Below are 17,418 nucleotides of genomic sequence, written 5' to 3'. Positions count from 1 at the left end.
GTGGTCGTTGCCGGGTTTCGGCGGGTCGACCGGTAACGTTGCTCGACGTGCAGCTGTCCGAACTGGTTCCCGACCGTGCCGTACCCGACGTGGATCCGGATTGGCTGTACGAGACATTCGCCGACTGGGCCGCCGGTGAGGGGCTGAACCTCTACCCGGCGCAGGAGGAGGCGCTGCTGGAACTGGTCACCGGGTCGAACGTCATCCTCAACACGCCGACCGGATCCGGCAAGTCGCTGGTCGCCCTGGGCGCGCATTTCGCCGCGCTCAACAAGGGCGAGCGCAGCTACTACACCGCACCGATCAAGGCGCTGGTCAGCGAGAAGTTCTTCGCCCTGTGCGAGATCTTCGGGGCCGACCGCGTCGGCATGGTCACCGGCGACGCGGCGGTCAACCCGGACGCGCCCATCATCTGCGCGACCGCGGAGATCCTCGCCAATCTGGCGCTGCGCGAGGGCGCGGCGGCCAAGGTCGGCCAGGTGATCATGGACGAGTTCCACTACTACGCCGACCCCGATCGCGGCTGGGCGTGGCAGGTGCCGCTCATCGAACTGCCCAACGCGCAGTTCCTGCTCATGTCGGCCACGCTCGGCGAGGTCGACTTCTTCGCCGAGGACCTGACCAGGCGCACCGGGCGCGAAACCGCGATCGTGTCGGGTTCGGAACGGCCGGTGCCGCTGAGCTTCTCGTACGTGCGGACCCCGATCACCGAGACTCTCGAGGATCTGGTGACCACCAGCCTCGCGCCGGTCTACGTCGTGCACTTCACCCAGGCCGCCGCCATGGAGCGGGCGCAGGCGCTGATGAGCGTGAACATCTCGTCCAAGGCCGACAAGGACTCCATCGCCGCGGCCATCGGCGAATTCCGTTTCGCCACCGGTTTCGGCAAGACGCTGTCGCGGTTCATCCGCCACGGCATCGGCGTGCACCACGCGGGCATGCTGCCCAAATATCGGCGACTGGTCGAGAAGCTGGCCCAGGACGGGCTGCTCAAAGTGGTCTGCGGCACCGACACTCTCGGCGTTGGCATCAATGTGCCGATCCGCACGGTGCTGCTGACCGGACTCACCAAATACGACGGCGTGCGCACCCGGCGGCTCAATGCCCGCGAGTTCCATCAGATCTCCGGGCGGGCCGGGCGCGCGGGCTACGACACCCTGGGCACGGTCGTGGTGCAGGCCCCCGAGCACGAGGTGGAGAACGCGCGGCTGATCGCCAAGGCCGGCGACGATCCCAAGAAGCTCAAGAAGGTCCAGAAGAAGAAGCCGCCCGAGGGTTTCGTGTCGTGGTCGGAGGAGACCTTCGACCGGCTGGTGGCGGCCTCGCCCGAACCTATGCAGTCGCGGTTCAACGTCACCAACGCCATGCTGCTGAATGTGATTGCGCGCAAAGGCAATTGCTTCTACGCCATGCGGCATCTGCTGGAGGAGAACCACGAGCCGCGCGCGGCCCAGCGCAAGCACATCCTCAAGGCGATCCGGCTCTACCGGGCGCTGCGCGACGCGGGCGTGGTGCAGCAGCTCGACGAACCCGACCAGTACGGACGCCACGCCCGGCTCATGGTCGACCTGCAGCGCGACTTCGCGCTCGATCAGCCCCTCTCTCCCTTCGCGCTGGCGGCGCTGGAACTGCTCGACAAGGAGTCGCCGACCTACACCCTCGACGTGATCTCGCTCATCGAGTCGACCCTCGAGGATCCGCGCCAGCTGCTCATGGCCCAGCAGCACAAGGCGCGCGGCGAGGCGGTCGCGGAGATGAAGGCCGACGGCATCGAGTACGAGGAGCGCATGGAACTCCTCGAAGAGGTCACCTGGCCCAAGCCGCTGGCCGCCGAGCTGATCGAGCCCGCCTTCGAGACCTACAAGGCCGGGCACCCGTGGGTGTCGGAGTTCGAGCCGTCGCCGAAATCGGTGGTGCGCGAGATGGTCGAGCGGTCCATGACCTTCGCCGAACTGGTGTCCGGCTATGAGCTGGCGCGCTCCGAGGGCGTGGTGCTGCGCTACCTCGCCGACGCCTACCGCGCGCTGCGGCGCACCGTGCCCGAGCAGGCCCGCACCGAGGAACTCGACGACATCACCGAATGGCTCGGCGAGCTCATTCGCCAAGTCGACTCCAGCCTGCTCGACGAGTGGGAGCAGCTCACCAATCCCGGCGCCGAATCCGACGAACAGCAGGTCGCGTTCGGCGCGGAGACGGTGCGGCCGATCTCCGCCAACGAGCGCGCCTTCCGAGTGCTGGTGCGCAACGCCATGTTCCGGCGCGTGGAGCTGGCGGCGCTGCAACGCTGGGACGCGCTGGCCGAGATGGGCGACGAGCTGGACTGGGAAGGCGAGCTCGGCCCCTACTTCGACGAATACGAGACCATCGGGACCGGTCCGAACGCCCGTGGCCCGCAGCTGTTCCGGGTCGAGCAGCGACCGGGATTCTGGGATGTCCGCCAGGTGCTCGACGACCCCAATGGCGACCACGGCTGGTCCCTCAATGCCATCGTGGATCTGGCCGAATCGGACGCGGCGGGCGAAGTGGTCTTCGACGAGGTTTCGGTCACCGCGGGCTGACCGGTCCGGTCTGCGGTGATAGCCGCGGCGCCGCGCGACGGTCGGGGGTCACACTCTCGTAAGACGTCGCACGGGGCACGTGAACGAATCCCGGCGTTAGAGTGACGTAATCGATCGTCCACCGGTTCGTTTTTCGAGGCTCGACGCGTGTATTGTCGCGCAGGTTGCCTGAGTCCCCGCCGCCCTGGCCGACAGAAAAGAGTTCCCTTAGATTGCCCGGTCGAAACCTGCCCGAGTCGCCCTGTCTGGTCATCGACCTCGACAAGGTCCGCGCGAACTACCGCGCACTGCACGCCGCCCTACCTGCGGCACGAATTCGCTTCGCCGTCAAGGCGAGTCCCGTGCCGGAGATCATCCGGCTGCTGAACGACGAGGGCGCGGAGTTCGACGTCGCCAGCGTCGGTGAGATCGAACTCTGCCTCGCGCAGGGCGTCGATCCGGCCGTCATGTGCTACGGCAATCCGATCAAGAAGGCCTCCCAGATCGCCACCGCCTACGCGGCCGGCGTGCGGCGCTACGCCTTCGACACCGAGGACGATCTCGAGCGCATCGCCGAGCACGCCCCCGGCTCCGAGGTGGAGTGCCGGTTCCTGTCCTCGGCCCCGCAGTCGCAGACACCGTTCGGGACCAAGTTCGGCTGCGCGCCGGGCGAGGCCAAGCGGCTGCTGGTGCGGGCGCACGATCTGGGCCTGCAGGTCGTCGGCCCCTACTTCCACGTCGGCTCGCAGCAGCTGGACCCGAAGGCCTGGGGCATCGGGATCGAGCAGGCCGGTGCCATCGCGGAAGCGTTGGCGGTCAAGGACATTCCGGTCACGGCGGTGAATATCGGTGGGGGACTTCCGATTTCGTATGCCGATCCGGCTCCCGGACTCGCGGAGCTGGGCGCGGCCATCGCCGACGCGGCGAGCCGCTACCTCCCGGAACACACCGCGCTCGTCGTGGAACCCGGTCGCGCCCTGGTGGGCAATACCGGTGTCATCCACGCCGAAGTGGTGAATGTTCGCGTGGCGCCGGACGGGCGGCGCTGGGTATACCTCGATATCGGCCGCTACAACGGCATGGCCGAGACCGAGAACGAGTACATCGCCTACCGATTCCAAACCGATCGGGACACGGATCCGAAGGACGAAGCTGTCGTAGCCGGTCCTACGTGTGACGGCGACGATGTACTCTATCAACGCACGCGTGTCCTCCTTCCGACCACGTTGCGAGCCGGTGATCCCGTCCGGATCCTCGAAACCGGCGCCTATACGGCGAGCTATTCGTCGGTGTCCTTCAACGGTTTTCCGCCTTTGACTGTTCATGTCACTGGCGCTGAGCGAGAGTGAGTTTTAGCCATGATCACGGCAGAATTCACCGGCTGGCACGTGCTGGCCGAGTTCGGTGGTGTCGACGCCAACCTCTGCGACGACCTCGAACGACTCGAAACCGCGCTTCGAAAATCGTTGGTCGCCGCGGGCGTGACCATCTGCGATGTCGTGAGCAAGAAGTTCGAGCCGCAGGGTGTCACCATCCTGGCCCTTCTGGCCGAGTCGCACGCCTCGATCCACACCTACCCTGAGTCCGGCGACATCTTCGTCGACGTATTCACTTGCGGCAGCATCGGTTCCGGCGCCACCAAGGCCGTGGAGCTGCTGCAGCAGGAGCTGGCTCCGGGTTCGGTCAACATCGAGGTCATCCAGCGCGGCCACACCGCCCGCCGGATCCACGAGCCGGTGGGCGAGGGTCTGACCCGGGTGTGGAACACGACGGAAACCATCGTCGACACCAACACCCCGTTCCAGCACATGGTGATCGCGCGGACCGAGCAGGGCATCTCCCTGTTCTCCGACGACGACCGCCAGTCCACCGAGTTCTCGCAGCTCACCTACCACGAGGCCATGCTGGTCCCGGGGTACGCGCTGGCCGAGAAGATGGACAAGGTGCTGATCATCGGTTCCGGTGAGGGCGTCGCCTCGCAGATGTCGGTGGCCGCGGGCGCTTCGCTCGTCGACCACGTCGACATCGACCAGCTGGAGGTGGAGCTGTGCGCGAAGCACCTCCCCTACGGCTACACCGAGACCGATCTGGCCGCGGCGGTCGCGCACGAGGGCCCGATCAAGGTGCACTACGCCGACGGCTGGGACTTCCTGGCCAACGCGGAGGCGGCGGGCACCCGCTACGACATGATCTGCATCGACCTGCCCGACGAGCGGGTCGAGGACGCGCAGCACAACCGCCTCTACGAGGACGACTTCCTCAACCGCTGCAAGGCCCTGCTGGCCGAGGGCGGCGTGCTCGCCGCGCAGGCCGGCTGTCAGACCATGTGGCGCAACGAGACGCTGAAGCGCTCGTGGACCCGGTTCCACAACCTGTTCGAGACCGTCGTTCCGTACGTGAGCGACGAGCACGAGTGGACCTTCATCTTCGGCACCCCGAAGGCGATCGCGGATCCGGTGGCCAAGATGACCGAGACGCTGGCGACGCTGCCCTACAAGGCCGAGACCATCGACGCGCAGGCCCTGGTCCGCGGCGCGATCGAGCCGCACGCGCTGCGTGTGGGCGTGAACGTCTAGTCGATTCCCCGCTGTACCGAAGCGCCCCGCACACCTCTGTGTGCGGGGCGCTTCGTTTTTCGTTGTCCGGGACGACGGATTTCGTTGTCCGCCGACCCTGAAGATCAAGAAATAGCGGGCAGCCGCACGACCTGTCCGGCGTAGGCGAGGCCCGCGCCGAAGCCGAGCAGCAGCGCGGTGTCACCGGGCTTGGACTCCCCCGAGCGCAGCAGCTGTTCCATCGCCATCGGGATGGACGCCGCGCTGGTGTTGCCGGTCTGCGCGATATCCCTTGCGACAGCGATACTTTCGGGCATGTGCAGGGCGCGCAGCAGCGCGTCGGTGATGCGGCCGTTGGCCTGGTGCGGCACGAAGGCGTCCAGATCCTCGACCGTCACGCCCGCCTGGTCGAGGGCGTCGCGGCAGGCCTTCTCCAGGAAGGTGACGGCCCAGCGGAATACCGCGGCCCCGTTCATCCGGATGTAGGGCCGCTCGGCGTGGCCGCCGGTGGCCTCGGCCTCGGCGACCTCCGCGAAGTACTGCTGGAAGTCCTTGTCCTGCTTGATCGCCGCGGTCTGGCTGCCGTCCGAACCCCACGCGACCGGGCCGATGCCCTCTTCCTCGGCGGCGCCCACCACGACCGCGCCCGCGCCGTCGGCGAAGATGAACGCGCAGGTGCGGTCGTCCTGGTCGAGCAGGTCCGAGAGCCGCTCGACGCCGATCACCAGCACGTGGCGGGCCTGCCCGGCGCGCACCAGGTTGGCGGCGTTGGCCAGCGCGTAGCAGAAGCCCGCGCACCCGGCCGAGACGTCGAACGCGGCGGTGTCGTGCATGCCGAGCTCGGTCGCGACCACCGCGCCGGCCGAGGGGCCGAGCACCATCTGCGAGGAGGTGGCCAGGACGACCGCGTCGATCTGCTGCGCGGTGACACCCGCGGCCTCGAGCGCGTCCCGGGCGGCGGCGGTGCTCATGCTGACGATGGTCTCGTCGGCGTCGGCCCAGTGGCGGGCCTCGATCCCCGACCGGGTCCGGATCCATTCGTCGGAGCTGTCGATGCGGTCGACGATCTCGGCATTGGGGACCACGCGGCGTGGCCGGTAGACGCCCAGGCCGAGCAACGCGGCGTGGGCGACCGGGGTGGCGGTGGCGATCTGAGCTGGCATGCGCGGAATTTCCTCTTTTTCGCCAGAAACTTCTAACGGTGTGTACCGATCGGTTCACATGGGTAAGGTTTAACATGGACCGATCGGTTCACACAAGGTTCTCGAGAGTTTTGCACGAGTCTGGAGGGATTTGCATGACGGCGGGACCGCGCGCCCGATTGATCGCGAGCACGATCACCACCGTCCAGGAACACGGGGTGCACGCGGCCGGTCTCAACGAGTTGCTCAAGCGCAGCAATGCCTCCAGAAACTCGCTCTACCAGCACTTCCCTTCCGGCAAGGGGGAGTTGGTGGCGACCGCGGCGCGACTGGTGTCGCGCATGGTCTACTCACACGTGAGCCGCATGGCCGACGCCCTCCCGATCGCCCCGTCGCTGCCCGGCTGGGTGGACGAACTGCTCGCCTTCTGGCGCGGCCAGCTCGAAACCAGCGATTTCCGCGCGGGCTCGTTCATGATGGCCGCCGCCCTCGACGAAACCGACCAGACCCTGCAGTCCGCCGCCGGCCAGGCCTTCTCCGAGTGGACCGCCCGCCTCGCCGACGGCATGGTCGAGGCGGGCATCGAGCGCGCCACCGCCTGCTCCCTGTCCGGCTTCACCCTCTCGGTGATCGAGGGCGCCATCGTCCAGAGCCGCGCCCTCAAATCCGTGCTCCCCTTCACCGACGCGGGCACCCAGCTCACCTTCCTGCTTCGCCACCACCTCCCCGATCGCGGTTGAGCGGCCCAACGGACCGCTCAACTCCATTGCAGGAGAACGACATCCGAGTTCCACCCGCCCTACCGTTCGCCTGACGATAGCCACAGAACAGTTACGCGTGTCGCAACGCCGCCATTCAGACAGGAAAACTGCTACCCACCAACAGGATTGAGCGCCGGATTAGCGTCGAAGCATGCCCTCTCAGCTACATGAGCAGCTGCTGGAGCTCTTCGAAAACGAACCCGAACTCGCCGCCAGCCTGTCGGCCTCGCTCGGCGTGAAACTTCCCGATTACGAGCATGCAGAGACCGCGAGCGCCGACCTTACCGACACCAAGCCGACCGAATATCGCGCCGACCGCGTTGTAATCCTGTCCACCGGTACCCGGAAGGTGGCCGCGATCGTGGTCGAGGTTCAGCTGCGCCCAGATCCCGCCAAACAGTGGAGTTGGCCGGTGTACAAGGCGACCCTCCGAGCGCGGCTACGTTGTCCAGTAGTGCTGTTGGTCTTGGTGATCGACGGCGTGACCGCAGCATGGGCATCCGAACCAATCGACCTGGGCTTCGGACTCTCTTCCGTGCAACCGTTGGTCCTCGGACCGAGCCAGGTTCCGGTTGTCACGGATCCGGAGACTGCTGTTCGCCTACCGGAACTCGCCGTGCTGTCGGCGATCGCACACCAAGACCGATCCGACCGCACCCGGATCTTCGATGCGTTGCTGACCTGGCACGACAGCGCCATCGGCAGTCGGGACAGTGCTCTGTCCGAGCGCGCTAGGATTTACGTGGACTTTGTGCACGGCAAGCTGAACGATGCGGCCAAATCTTCCCTGGAGGCATTGATGACCACGGCACCGCACCGCGAGTACACGAGCGAGCTGTTTCGGAACCTGGTGGCGCAGGGCAGGGAGGAAGGCCGAGAGCGTGGGCTCGAAGAAGGTCTGGTACATGGCTTGATGGCGGTCCTGGGCGTTCGACGTTTCGAAATCACTCCCGAGATCCGAGAACGCATCGAAAGTTGCGGTGACGCGGACACTCTCGACCAGTGGCTGCGGCGGGCCACCACCGCGGAGACCATCACCGACGTTTTCTCCTGAGAACGCCAGACTGCACTCATGAGGATTTCGGTAGCCGCCGACGAGGACACCGGGGTGGCCGGGGATGTGGTCGAGGAGTTGCGGGGGCGCGGGCACGAGGTGATCGTGCACGGGGCGCTGGATCCGGAGGAACGCGACGACTGGGCGTGGGCCAGTGAGGCCGCGGCGCGGGATGTGGCGGATGGGCGGGCGGATCAGGCTGTCGTGTGCTGTTGGACCGGGACCGGGGCGTCGATCGCGGCGAACAAGGTGCCGGGGGTTCGGGCAGCGCTGTGTGTGGACGCGTATACCGCTGAGGGGGCGCGGAAGTGGAACGACGCGAACGTGCTGGCGTTGAGTCTGCGGTTGACTTCACGCGCGCAGCTCGGCGAGATTCTGGATGCCTGGTTCGCCGGGGCCCCGAGTGCGGACCCCGGCGATCGCGCGAATATCGCGCACGTGGATCGGATCGAATGATCAGGCTTCGGCGGCGAGATGGGCGTGCTGCGTGCGCAGTTCGCGTTTGAGGATCTTGCCGCTGGGGTTCTTGGGGAGGGATTCGACGAAGGTCACGTACTTGGGGACCTTGTAGCCCGCCAGGCGCTGCTTGCAGTGGGCGATGACGGAGATCGCGTCGGGGTCGGTTCCGGTGCGGGCCACCACGATTGCGGTCACCGCTTCTATCCAGTGCGAGTGGGGGATGCCGACCACGGCGGCCTCGGAGATGTCGGGGTGTTCGTAGAGGACCTCTTCGACTTCGCGGCTGGCCACGTTCTCGCCGCCGGTCTTGATCATGTCCTTTTTGCGGTCTACGACGGTGAGGTAGCCGTCGGCGTCGAGGACGCCGAGGTCGCCACTGTGGAACCAGCCGTTGCGGAAGGCTTCCGCGGTCTTGGCGGGATCGTTCCAGTAGCCGAGCATGGCTTGGGGCGAGCGGTGGACGATTTCGCCGATCTCGCCGATGCCGACGGGCACATCGTCGTCGTCGACCACGCGGGTTTCGACGTTGAGGGCGGGGCGGCCCGCGGAGCCGGGCTTGGTGAGCTGGTCTTCGGGGGCTAGAACCGTTGCCAGCGGGGCGAGTTCGGTTTGGCCGTAGAAGTTGGTGAGCCCGACGCCGGGTAGTCGCTCGGAGAGTTCCAGCAGGACTTCGACGGGCATGATGCTCGCCCCGTAGTAGCCCTTGCGCAGTGAGGACAGGTCGTAGCTGTCGAAATCGGGGTGGCGCAGCAGGGAGACCCAGACGGTGGGCGGGCAGAAGAGCTTGGTGGCGCGTTCGGTTTCGATGGTGCGCAGGATGGTGGCCGGGTCCGGGCCCTGCAGCAGGATGCTGGTCGCGCCGAGCCACAGGTCGGGGGTGAGGAAGCAGTGCAGTTGGGCGCAGTGGTAGAGCGGCAGCGCGTGGACTTCGATGTCGGCGGCGCTCATCCGGCCGTCGACGACGACGCTCGTGTACTGGGCGATCAAGGCCCGGCTGGAGAGCACCGCGCCCTTGGGGCGGGATTCGGTGCCGGAGGTGTACATGATCTGGATGGGGTCGTCGTCTCCGACGAGGACCTCGGGTGCGGAGGCGTCGGCGTGGGTTTCCCAGCCGCTCACGTCCTCCCACCCGGGCCCGGCGGGCAGCCCGTTCAGCCCGATCCAGCCGAACAGCCGGATCTCGCTGTCGCCCAGCTGTTTCACCGCCGCCTCGGCCGCACCGGCCAGCGTGTCCTCGGTGATCAGCGCGACGGCGCCGGAATGCTCGAGGATGAACGCCACCTCGTCGGCGGTGAGCATGAAATTGATCGGCACCGAGATCGCGCCCAGCCGCGCCAGCGCGAAGTAGGCCAGCACGAACTCGCGGCAGTTGTGCGAGTAGATCGCGACCCGATCGCCCTGCGCCACACCGCGATCGGCCAGGCTGTGCGCGACCCGGTTCACCGCCGCGTCCAGCTCGGCGTAGCTCTCGCGCCGCTCCCGCCACACCAGCGCGGTCTTGTCCGGAACCCGGGCGGCGCTGCGCCGCAGGAGATCTCCGAGCGCCTGCGACCGCGCGCCCGCCACCGTTAGATCAGTGCCCTCTGCATCCATGCGACCAACTTCTACCGCACAAATGTGTCCCGCGTCATACAGTCTCGCTGAGCAGGACCAAATTCGCCCGCCACGCAGCGCATTTCCCCAGGTAACGAGGCAGCTGCTCGACGGCGAAGGCCGACGCCGACCAATCCCGCTCCTCGACCTCGGCGGTCCAGGCATAGGTCCACGCGTACCCGGCCCGATCCCCCGCCTCGACGCAGACCGGCAGCAGATCGTATTCGTCGTCCTCGAAGGCGTCGAGGACAAGCCACTCGCCGACGGTCAGCCCGGTGAGCAGGAAACCATCGGTGACGCTGCCCGTCGCGTACACCAGCCCGGGATACACCCGGCCGGGCAGCGCCGCCGCCCGGCGACCGAGCAGTCGCGCGGGCTCTATTTCCGGTACCCGCCCGATCAATTCGGTCAGCACCTCACCGAACCGCAGGGTCCCGTAAACGAAAAGCGGATCACTCGCAGACGGGATTTTCCGTGCCCACCGGTCGGTCATCTGCCGACTGTACGTGCGAAGATCCCCGCGTCGTGTGAGTTGATGATGGTGATCTCGTTCCCGTGCTGCTTGCGCAGCTCACGCAGCCGCCGCTGGTTTGTCCGGTAGGCGTCGCCGACGATGGCACCGGTCTCGTAGACCTTCCACCAGAACGGCGTGAACGGTTCCTCGGGATGAATGGCGGACTCGACGAAGAACGAATCGCCCGCGTGCAGCAGCCACCCGTTGCCGTGATCGATCGCCACCCCCGCATGCCCGCGAGTGTGCCCGGCCAGCGGCACCACCAGGATCTCCGGCGGCAGCCCCGGCAGGTCCCGCACCGCGGTGAACCCGAACCACTCTTCGGCGCCCTCGACCTCGTTCACCATCCACTTGGGTCCGTGCGCCCACTGCGCCGCCCGATACCGCAAGCGCTCCGAGAGCGTGGGAGTGGCGGTGGCGGCCCGGAATTCGGGTCCGTGGACGTGCACGGTGGCCTCGGGGAAGTCCGACAGCCCGCCCGAGTGGTCGAGATCGAGGTGGGTGAGGATGATGTGGCGGACATCGCGCGGGTCGTAGCCCAGCCGCTGGATCTGGCGCACCGCGGTCTCGGCCTCGGTCGGCTTCACTCCCATCAGGAAACGGCTGGCACCGATCATCTTCGCGGGCTGTCGCACGGCCTCGAGCCCGAACCCGGTGTCGACGAGGACGAGCGCGTCGCGGGTCTCGATGAGCAGGCAGTGGTCGATCAGGCCGAATCCCATGGTGCCGCAGTTCAGGTGGTGAATCCGCATGGACCAGAGCGTTTCAGACGGTCTGAGACGGCGCAACCGCGCAGGTTGTCGGTTTTGTCCGCCACCCTTGGCAGGGTTACCAACTCTCGAGGCGTCGTCCAGGTCACTGCGGACGGCACTCGCGAATGATCTCGGCGAGCAGGTCGTAGTCGTCGCCGCGCGCGGTGGAGGAGCGGAAGGCCAGCCCGACCGTGCGGCCCGGTGCGGGCGCGGCGAAGGTGGCGATGTCCAATGTGCCGCGCGAGGTTTCGGCGGCCACCGCCATGGCCGGAATCAGGGTGACCCCGAGATCGCCCGCGACGCACTGCACCACGGTGGCCAGCGAGGCGGCGCGGGTGTCGCCGACCGCGCCCGGCTGGGCCTCGCTCGCACGGCACAGGTCCAGGGTCTGATCGCGCAGGCAGTGGCCTTCGTCGAGGAGCAGCAGCGGCAGCGCGTCCAGGTCGGCGGGGCGCAGATTCGCGCGCCCGGCCAGGGCGTGCCCGCGCGGCAGCACCAGCACGAACTCCTCGGTGTAGAGCGGTATCTCGACCAGCCCGGTCGCGTCGGCGGGCAGTGCGAGCAGGGCCACGTCGAGGACGCCCGAGCGCAGGCCGTCGAGCAGCCGCGCGGTCTGATCCTCGATGACGTGCGGCACCAAAGTGGGCATTCGCCTGCGCAATTCGGGCAGCAGCATGGGCAGGACGTAGGGGGCCACGGTCGGGATGATGCCCAGGCGCAGGGCGCCGCCGAGCTCGAGCCCCGCCGCGGAGGCGACAAATCGGTCAGCGGCCTCGAGGGTGGCAATGGCTTGCGGCAGTAGCCGTTTGCCGTCGGCGGTGACCAGCACCCGCCGCGTGCTGCGCTCGATCAGCTGCAGCCCCAGTCCGTTTTCCAGTGATGCCAGGGCCTGCGATAACGTTGGCTGGCTCACGCCGAGCCGGGTCGCCGCGGTGCCGAAGTGCCGGTATTCCGCGATGGCCACGAACGCACGCAGCTGTGACAGGGTGGGCTGATAAGTCTGATCAGTCACGCCTATCAGTCTAGTGCGACCGATCACGTTTACCTCTCACCGCAGTTCGGAAATCATATATACGTCTCGACACAATCGGCACGACAACATATGAGGAGAGCGCGCATGACCCTGCTGACCATCGGCGACCAGTTCCCCGCCTACAACCTGAAGGCTGTCATCGGCGGTGATCTCTCGAAGGTGAACGCTCAGCAGCCCGACGACTACTTCACCCAGATCTCGAGCGACGACTACACGGGCAAGTGGCGCATCATCTTCTTCTGGCCCAAGGACTTCACCTTCGTCTGCCCCACCGAGATCGCCGCGTTCGGCAAGCTGAACGACGAGTTCGCCGACCGCGACGCGCAGGTGCTCGGCGCGTCGGTCGACAACGAGTTCGTGCACTTCCAGTGGCGCGCCCAGCACGAGGATCTCAAGACCCTCCCCTTCCCCATGCTGAGCGACCTCAAGCGCGAACTGGCCGCCGCCACCGGCGTTCTCAACGCCGACGGCGTCGCCGACCGCGCGACCTTCATCGTCGACCCGAACAACGAGATCCAGTTCGTGTCGGTCACCGCGGGTTCGGTGGGCCGCAATGTCGACGAGGTGCTGCGCGTGCTCGACGCCCTGCAGTCCGACGAGCTGTGTGCCTGCAACTGGAAGAAGGGCGACCCGACCATCCAGGCCGGCGAGCTCATGACCGCTTCCGTTTAAGGCATCCGACAGCTCCGCCCGAGGCACCAAGGGATTTCATCGTGACCATCGACAATCTGAAGAACTCGCTACCCGAGTACGCCAAGGATCTGAAGCTCAACCTGTCCTCGCTGGCGCGCACCACCGTGCTCACCGAGCAGCAGCTCTGGGGCACCCTGCTGGCGACGGCCGCGGCCACCCGCTCGGCCACCACGCTGCGTGAGATCGCCGAGGAGGCCGCCGACGCGCTGTCGGCCGAGGCGTACGACGCCGCGCTGGGCGCCGCGTCGATCATGGGTATGAACAATGTGTTCTACCGCGGCAAGGCGTTCCTCGGGGGCCGCTACGACGATCTGCGGGCGGGACTGCGCATGCAGATCATCGGCAATCCCGGTGTGGACAAGGTCGATTTCGAGCTGTGGTCGTTCGCGGTCTCCTCGATCAACGGCTGCGGGCACTGCCTGGAGGCGCACGAGCACACGCTGCGTGAGGCGGGCGTGTCGCGCGAGGTGATCTTCGAGGCGCTGCGCGCGGCGGCGATCGTGGCTGGCGTCGGCCAGGCCGTGACCTCGACCGAGGCGCTGGCGACCGCCGGGGTCTGATCGACTCTCGCGAGAGGGGCCGCACACCGCGAGGTGTACGGCCCCTTTCTCATTTGCCAACAGATTGCTGCGATCGGGTCACCGGTCGGCAACAATGACCGGATCGCCGGAATTGCCGCCCTAGACTCCCCCGCATGCCCTTGCGCTCCCGGACCACCGCCCGGCGTCGTTGGCGCAGGCTCTTCGCCACTTCGGTCATCCTCGTCGCGGTCGCCGCGGGCGGCACGGCGCTGTACCTGAACCGGCACGAGCAGCCGCGCGCGGACGCTCCGCCCACCGGGGATCCCGACGGCACCCGGCTGCTCGATCCCGCGCAGGCGCGCACGGGACTCGATCGGCTCACCGTCGCGTGGAACCGCAATTGGGAGTCCTATCAGCGCAATTCCTTCGGGCCGGGCTGGTCGGGGCGCGGCGGCGAGGTGGTGCTGCGCGACGGCTGCACCGCACGCGAGGACGTGATGAAGCGCGATCTCACCGAAACGCGTCTGGGAGACAGCAATTCGTGCCTGGTGCTGGCCGGGACGCTCGTCGATCCGTATACCGGGGAGCGGCTGCCCTACGACCGTTTCAAAGCCTCGCAGATCGAGATCGACCACGTGGTGGCGCTCGGCGACGCCTGGCGCTCGGGCGCCTCGCAGTGGAATCCCGGACAGCGCGAGGCGTTCGCCAACGATGTGGGCAATCTGCTGGCGGTGCAGAAGCAGGCCAACCAGGACAAGGGTTCCAAGACACCGGATCAGTGGAAGCCGCGCCAGAGCTACTGGTGCGACTACGCGCGCCGGTGGGTGAGCGTGAAATCGCGCTGGGGATTGACCGTGCAGCCCACCGAGCGCAGCGCCCTGAGTGACATGCTCGACACTTGCGGGCCTCCCGCGAATGGATAACTGTGGGTAAGCTCGCTTGCCATGACCGTTCCGGAAAGCGATGGCGCTCAAATCGAAGTCGTGCGCGTGTTCACCGACCCGGCCGGGCGTTTCGGCAATCCCCTCGGCATCGCCAGGTACTCCGCGGTGGAGAACGCCGACCATCAGGCGCTCGCGGCGCGGGTCGGCTTCAGCGAGACCGTGGTGGTCCACGACCCGGACCCGGCGACCGAGCGCGTGAAGATGCGCATCTACACCCCGAAGGTGGAACTGCCCTTCGCCGGGCATCCCAGCGTCGGCACCGCCTGGTGGCTCAATGATCAGCGGCATCCGGTGAAGATCATCGACGTGCCCGCCGGACCGGTCGAGGTCGCCACCACCGACGGCATCACCTGGGCGCGGGCCCGCGCCGAGTGGGCGCCGAACTTCGAATTCCACCAGTTCGAGGACGCCGCCGCGATCGCCACCCTGGACCCGGCCGACTTCCCCGAGGGCAAGCACTACTGCTGGGGCTGGACCGACGAGCCGCGCGGCGCGGTGCGGGCGCGAATGTTCGCACCCGCCATGGGAGTTCCCGAGGATCAGGCCACCGGCGCGGCGGCCATCCGCCTCACCGCGCTGCTCACCCGCGGTTTGAACATCACCCAGGGCGAGGGCTCGCAGATCTTCACCGAATGGGATTCCGACGGGTGGGCCCGCGTCGGCGGGCGTGTGGTCGCCGACCACCCGATCGTCGTCTAGCTCCGCTCACCCGCCCGGCCCGGTCGATCATTCGGCCGGGCCGATTCGCTGCCCGAACGCGATCCGGTGGCCGCCGGGAATGCGCAGCACGAAATCACGCAGGCCCCAAGGATGTTCGGTGAGGCCGGTAACGATATCGGCCTTGCGTGACACGCAGTGAGCATGAAGCCCATCGACATCCGCCACGCCGACGTACCCGGCGGTCGTCTCGTTGACGGCGGGATTCGGCGTGCGGACGATGCCCAGCCCGACACGGTCGCGGCGGACCAGCGCCAATCCCATCGCGGGCTCGTTCACCTCGACCGTGAAGCCCAGAACATCGCGCAGGAAGTCGACCGTGGGCGTGAGGTCGGCCACCTCCAGATTTGCCCGATAGCTCTCGAACTCAGCCATTTCCGCAGCTTACCGCGGGTAGCGGACGAAAATTCGGTTGCGCGTCCGCCGGTGGGCGATGAGAGGGTGGAGCTCCGGCCGTCGTCATCGGCCCAGGCTCACCCACTTTCGAAAGGATCGTTCGCCGTGGACTCCAGCGTCGTGCAACCGGCTGCCCCCGAGCGGTCCGACCGGGCGGGGCGACGCGAATGGATCGGTCTCGGGGTGCTGGCGCTGGCCTGCCTGGTGTACGCCATGGACCTGACGGTGCTGCACCTGGCCGTGCCGCAGATCAGCGAGACGCTGCATCCGAGCAGCACGCAGTTGCTGTGGATCATCGATGTCTACGGGTTCATGCTGGCGGGTCTGCTCATCACCATGGGCACGCTGGGCGACCGCATCGGGCGCCGGCGATTGCTCCTGCTGGGCGGGGCGCTGTTCGGGGTCGTGTCGGTCGTCGCGGCCTTCTCCCCCACCGCCGAATTCCTGATCGGGTGCCGGGCGCTGCTGGGCATCGCCGGGGCGACCATCGCGCCCTCGACACTGTCGTTGATCTTCAACATGTTTCGCGATCCCCGCCAGCGTTCGCTGGCCGTGGGCACCTGGGTGAGCGCGTTCTCCGCCGGTGGCGTGGTGGGCCCGCTGCTGGGTGGTGTGCTGCTGGAACATTTCTGGTGGGGCTCGGTGTTCCTGCTGGCCGTCCCGGTCATGGTGCTGCTGTTGATCCTCGGTCCCCGGGTGCTGCCGGAGTTCCGCGACCCCGAGGCCGGGCGGCTCGACTTGATCAGCGCCGCACTGAGTGTGGTCACCATGATCTCGCTGGTGCTGGCCATGAAGCAGGTCGCCCAGGACGGTGTGGGCACGCTGCCGCTCATCGCAGTCGCCGTCGGTCTGACGGCGGGCGCGCTGTTCGTGCGCCGTCAGCGCACTCGCCCCGACCCGATGCTGGACCTGAGCCTGTTCCGGCTCGGCGCGTTTCGAACCTCGTTGGGCATCAATGTGATCGCCATTTTCGTGGCGTTCGGCTATTTCCTGTTCGTGGCCCAGTACTTCCAGCTGGTGCTGGATCTGACGCCGATGCAGGCCGGTGCCGCCATGGCCCCGTCCAGCGTCGGCTTCATCGTCGGTTCGCAGGCCGCCCCGCACCTCGTGCGCGCCGTCCGCCCCGCCTATCTGATCGGCGGCGGAATGATCCTGGCCGCACTCGGATTGCTCATGCTCACCCGTCTCTCGGTCGACGGTGGCCCGCTGCTCGCGGTGATCGCTTCCCTGCTCATCGCCCTGGGTCTGGCCCCGGTCTTCGGCATCACCACCGAGCTCATCGTGGGCTCGGCCCCGCCGGAGCAGGCCGGAGCCGCGTCGGGAGTCTCGGAGACCGGCGCGGAACTCGGTGGCGCACTGGGTATCTCGATCCTGGGCAGCATCAGCTTGGCGATCTACCGCGCCGACCTCTCCGACTCGCTCCCACAGCAGCTGCCGGGTGCGGATTCGGTCCGCGAAACCCTCGGCGAGGCGGTGCAGGTCGCGACGACGCTGCCGCACGATGTGGGTACCGCCGTGCTGGCGGCTGCCCGTGCGGCCTTCATCCACGGCGTCCACATCACCGCCGGAGTGGCGGCGGTCGGGGCCATCGCGGTCGGAGTGCTGGCCGTGGCCCGGCTGCGCCACGTACCCGCCGGAGAGCTATCCGGCAGCCACGGCCACGACTGAGCTCCATCCCGTCATCCCGGCCCGCGCTCGCCCGGAAGCCATTGCGGCTGCCGCGGATCCGGTCCACAGCATGCCGGGA

The 17,418-nt window shown here is 67.5% G+C and carries 17 protein-coding genes; 11 read left to right on the top strand and 6 right to left on the bottom strand.

The features are described from left to right. Window positions 1-47 precede the first annotated feature (47 nt). The 3 genes from GPX89_RS07335 to speD all read left to right on the top strand — a co-directional run bounded on the left by GPX89_RS07335 (window position 48) and on the right by speD (window position 5,113). A complete protein-coding gene (locus tag GPX89_RS07335) occupies window positions 48-2,558 on the top strand; it encodes a DEAD/DEAH box helicase (RefSeq protein ID WP_328601587.1) in 2,511 nt (836 codons plus the stop codon). A 227-nt stretch (window positions 2,559-2,785) separates the two neighbouring features. After that, window positions 2,786-3,886: a type III PLP-dependent enzyme gene (locus tag GPX89_RS07330; RefSeq protein ID WP_157387136.1), complete on the top strand. Its 1,101-nt coding sequence runs from the start codon at window positions 2,786-2,788 to the stop codon at window positions 3,884-3,886. A 12-nt stretch (window positions 3,887-3,898) separates the two neighbouring features. Further along, the gene (gene speD, locus GPX89_RS07325; protein ID WP_328601659.1) at window positions 3,899-5,113 is read left to right on the top strand and encodes an adenosylmethionine decarboxylase; all 1,215 of its coding nucleotides are present in this window, start codon (window positions 3,899-3,901) and stop codon (window positions 5,111-5,113) included. Between the two features lie 104 nt (window positions 5,114-5,217). Here the strand turns inward: speD and GPX89_RS07320 are convergent, their stop codons facing one another. Beyond that, window positions 5,218-6,255, bottom strand: a complete 1,038-nt coding sequence (locus tag GPX89_RS07320; protein WP_157355858.1) for a beta-ketoacyl-ACP synthase 3 — start codon at window positions 6,253-6,255, stop codon at window positions 5,218-5,220. A 134-nt stretch (window positions 6,256-6,389) separates the two neighbouring features. Here GPX89_RS07320 and GPX89_RS45335 point away from each other — a divergent pair, with 134 nt between their 5' ends. The 3 genes from GPX89_RS45335 (at window position 6,390) to GPX89_RS07305 (ending at window position 8,505) form a co-directional block, all read left to right on the top strand. Then, window positions 6,390-6,974 carry a TetR/AcrR family transcriptional regulator gene (locus GPX89_RS45335; RefSeq protein ID WP_157355857.1) on the top strand — a complete coding sequence of 195 codons (585 nt, stop codon included), beginning with the start codon at window positions 6,390-6,392 and terminating at the stop codon, window positions 6,972-6,974. A 172-nt stretch (window positions 6,975-7,146) separates the two neighbouring features. After that, complete coding sequence (locus GPX89_RS07310; protein WP_157355856.1) at window positions 7,147-8,049, top strand: hypothetical protein; 903 nt, start codon at window positions 7,147-7,149, stop codon at window positions 8,047-8,049. 18 nt (window positions 8,050-8,067) lie between these two features. Continuing rightward, entirely contained in the window at window positions 8,068-8,505 is a 438-nt protein-coding gene (locus GPX89_RS07305; protein ID WP_157355855.1) for an RpiB/LacA/LacB family sugar-phosphate isomerase, read from the top strand. Here GPX89_RS07305 and GPX89_RS07300 read toward each other — a convergent pair whose 3' ends face one another. The 4 genes from GPX89_RS07300 to GPX89_RS07285 all read right to left on the bottom strand — a co-directional run bounded on the left by GPX89_RS07300 (window position 8,506) and on the right by GPX89_RS07285 (window position 12,379). Next, on the bottom strand, window positions 8,506-10,101 hold the full coding sequence (locus tag GPX89_RS07300) for an acyl-CoA synthetase (RefSeq protein ID WP_157355854.1): 1,596 nt from the start codon (window positions 10,099-10,101) through the stop codon (window positions 8,506-8,508). A gap of 34 nt (window positions 10,102-10,135) precedes the next feature. Then, window positions 10,136-10,594, bottom strand: coding sequence for a gamma-glutamylcyclotransferase family protein (locus GPX89_RS07295; protein ID WP_157355853.1), 459 nt, complete (start codon window positions 10,592-10,594; stop codon window positions 10,136-10,138). After that, window positions 10,591-11,367 carry an MBL fold metallo-hydrolase gene (locus GPX89_RS07290; RefSeq protein WP_157355852.1) on the bottom strand — a complete coding sequence of 259 codons (777 nt, stop codon included), beginning with the start codon at window positions 11,365-11,367 and terminating at the stop codon, window positions 10,591-10,593. Before GPX89_RS07290 ends, GPX89_RS07295 begins: the two co-directional genes overlap by 4 nt. 103 nt (window positions 11,368-11,470) lie before the next feature. Further along, entirely contained in the window at window positions 11,471-12,379 is a 909-nt protein-coding gene (locus tag GPX89_RS07285; protein ID WP_328601586.1) for a LysR substrate-binding domain-containing protein, read from the bottom strand. A 105-nt stretch (window positions 12,380-12,484) separates the two neighbouring features. Between GPX89_RS07285 and GPX89_RS07280 the strand changes: the two genes are divergently transcribed. From GPX89_RS07280 to GPX89_RS07265, 4 genes are all read left to right on the top strand, one after another. Next, entirely contained in the window at window positions 12,485-13,072 is a 588-nt protein-coding gene (locus GPX89_RS07280; protein ID WP_157355851.1) for a peroxiredoxin, read from the top strand. A 41-nt stretch (window positions 13,073-13,113) separates the two neighbouring features. Beyond that, window positions 13,114-13,653 (top strand): carboxymuconolactone decarboxylase family protein, encoded by a 540-nt coding sequence (locus GPX89_RS07275; RefSeq protein WP_328601585.1) that lies wholly within the window; start codon window positions 13,114-13,116, stop codon window positions 13,651-13,653. Window positions 13,654-13,787: 134 nt separating this feature from the next. Next, on the top strand, window positions 13,788-14,537 hold the full coding sequence (locus GPX89_RS07270; protein WP_157355850.1) for an HNH endonuclease family protein: 750 nt from the start codon (window positions 13,788-13,790) through the stop codon (window positions 14,535-14,537). A 21-nt stretch (window positions 14,538-14,558) separates the two neighbouring features. Further along, window positions 14,559-15,257, top strand: coding sequence for a PhzF family phenazine biosynthesis protein (locus GPX89_RS07265; RefSeq protein ID WP_157355849.1), 699 nt, complete (start codon window positions 14,559-14,561; stop codon window positions 15,255-15,257). A 27-nt stretch (window positions 15,258-15,284) separates the two neighbouring features. On the opposite strand, the gene GPX89_RS07260 is transcribed toward GPX89_RS07265, so the two are convergent. Further along, on the bottom strand, window positions 15,285-15,650 hold the full coding sequence (locus GPX89_RS07260; RefSeq protein WP_157355848.1) for a VOC family protein: 366 nt from the start codon (window positions 15,648-15,650) through the stop codon (window positions 15,285-15,287). Between the two features lie 126 nt (window positions 15,651-15,776). Between GPX89_RS07260 and GPX89_RS07255 the strand changes: the two genes are divergently transcribed. Then, window positions 15,777-17,339, top strand: a complete 1,563-nt coding sequence (locus GPX89_RS07255) for an MFS transporter (protein WP_328601584.1) — start codon at window positions 15,777-15,779, stop codon at window positions 17,337-17,339. Window positions 17,340-17,418: the final 79 nt, after the last annotated feature.

It is taken from the genome of Nocardia terrae (assembly GCF_009760405.1).
In the GTDB taxonomy this organism is placed as follows: domain Bacteria; phylum Actinomycetota; class Actinomycetes; order Mycobacteriales; family Mycobacteriaceae; genus Nocardia; species Nocardia terrae.
Note: the sequence above shows the minus strand (reverse complement) of the source record. Positions and strands in the feature narration are given on the sequence as shown.

Excerpts from the sequence above, each read along its gene's own strand:
- GPX89_RS07320 (WP_157355858.1), bottom strand. The coding sequence starts at position 6,255 with ATGCCAGCTCAGATCGCCACCGCCACCCCGGTCGCCCACGCCGCGTTG.
- GPX89_RS45335 (WP_157355857.1), top strand. The coding sequence starts at position 6,390 with ATGACGGCGGGACCGCGCGCCCGATTGATCGCGAGCACGATCACCACC.
- GPX89_RS07310 (WP_157355856.1), top strand. The coding sequence starts at position 7,147 with ATGCCCTCTCAGCTACATGAGCAGCTGCTGGAGCTCTTCGAAAACGAA.
- GPX89_RS07305 (WP_157355855.1), top strand. The coding sequence starts at position 8,068 with ATGAGGATTTCGGTAGCCGCCGACGAGGACACCGGGGTGGCCGGGGAT.
- GPX89_RS07300 (WP_157355854.1), bottom strand. The coding sequence starts at position 10,101 with ATGGATGCAGAGGGCACTGATCTAACGGTGGCGGGCGCGCGGTCGCAG.
- GPX89_RS07295 (WP_157355853.1), bottom strand. The coding sequence starts at position 10,594 with ATGACCGACCGGTGGGCACGGAAAATCCCGTCTGCGAGTGATCCGCTT.
- GPX89_RS07290 (WP_157355852.1), bottom strand. The coding sequence starts at position 11,367 with ATGCGGATTCACCACCTGAACTGCGGCACCATGGGATTCGGCCTGATC.
- GPX89_RS07280 (WP_157355851.1), top strand. The coding sequence starts at position 12,485 with ATGACCCTGCTGACCATCGGCGACCAGTTCCCCGCCTACAACCTGAAG.
- GPX89_RS07270 (WP_157355850.1), top strand. The coding sequence starts at position 13,788 with ATGCCCTTGCGCTCCCGGACCACCGCCCGGCGTCGTTGGCGCAGGCTC.
- GPX89_RS07265 (WP_157355849.1), top strand. The coding sequence starts at position 14,559 with ATGACCGTTCCGGAAAGCGATGGCGCTCAAATCGAAGTCGTGCGCGTG.
- GPX89_RS07260 (WP_157355848.1), bottom strand. The coding sequence starts at position 15,650 with ATGGCTGAGTTCGAGAGCTATCGGGCAAATCTGGAGGTGGCCGACCTC.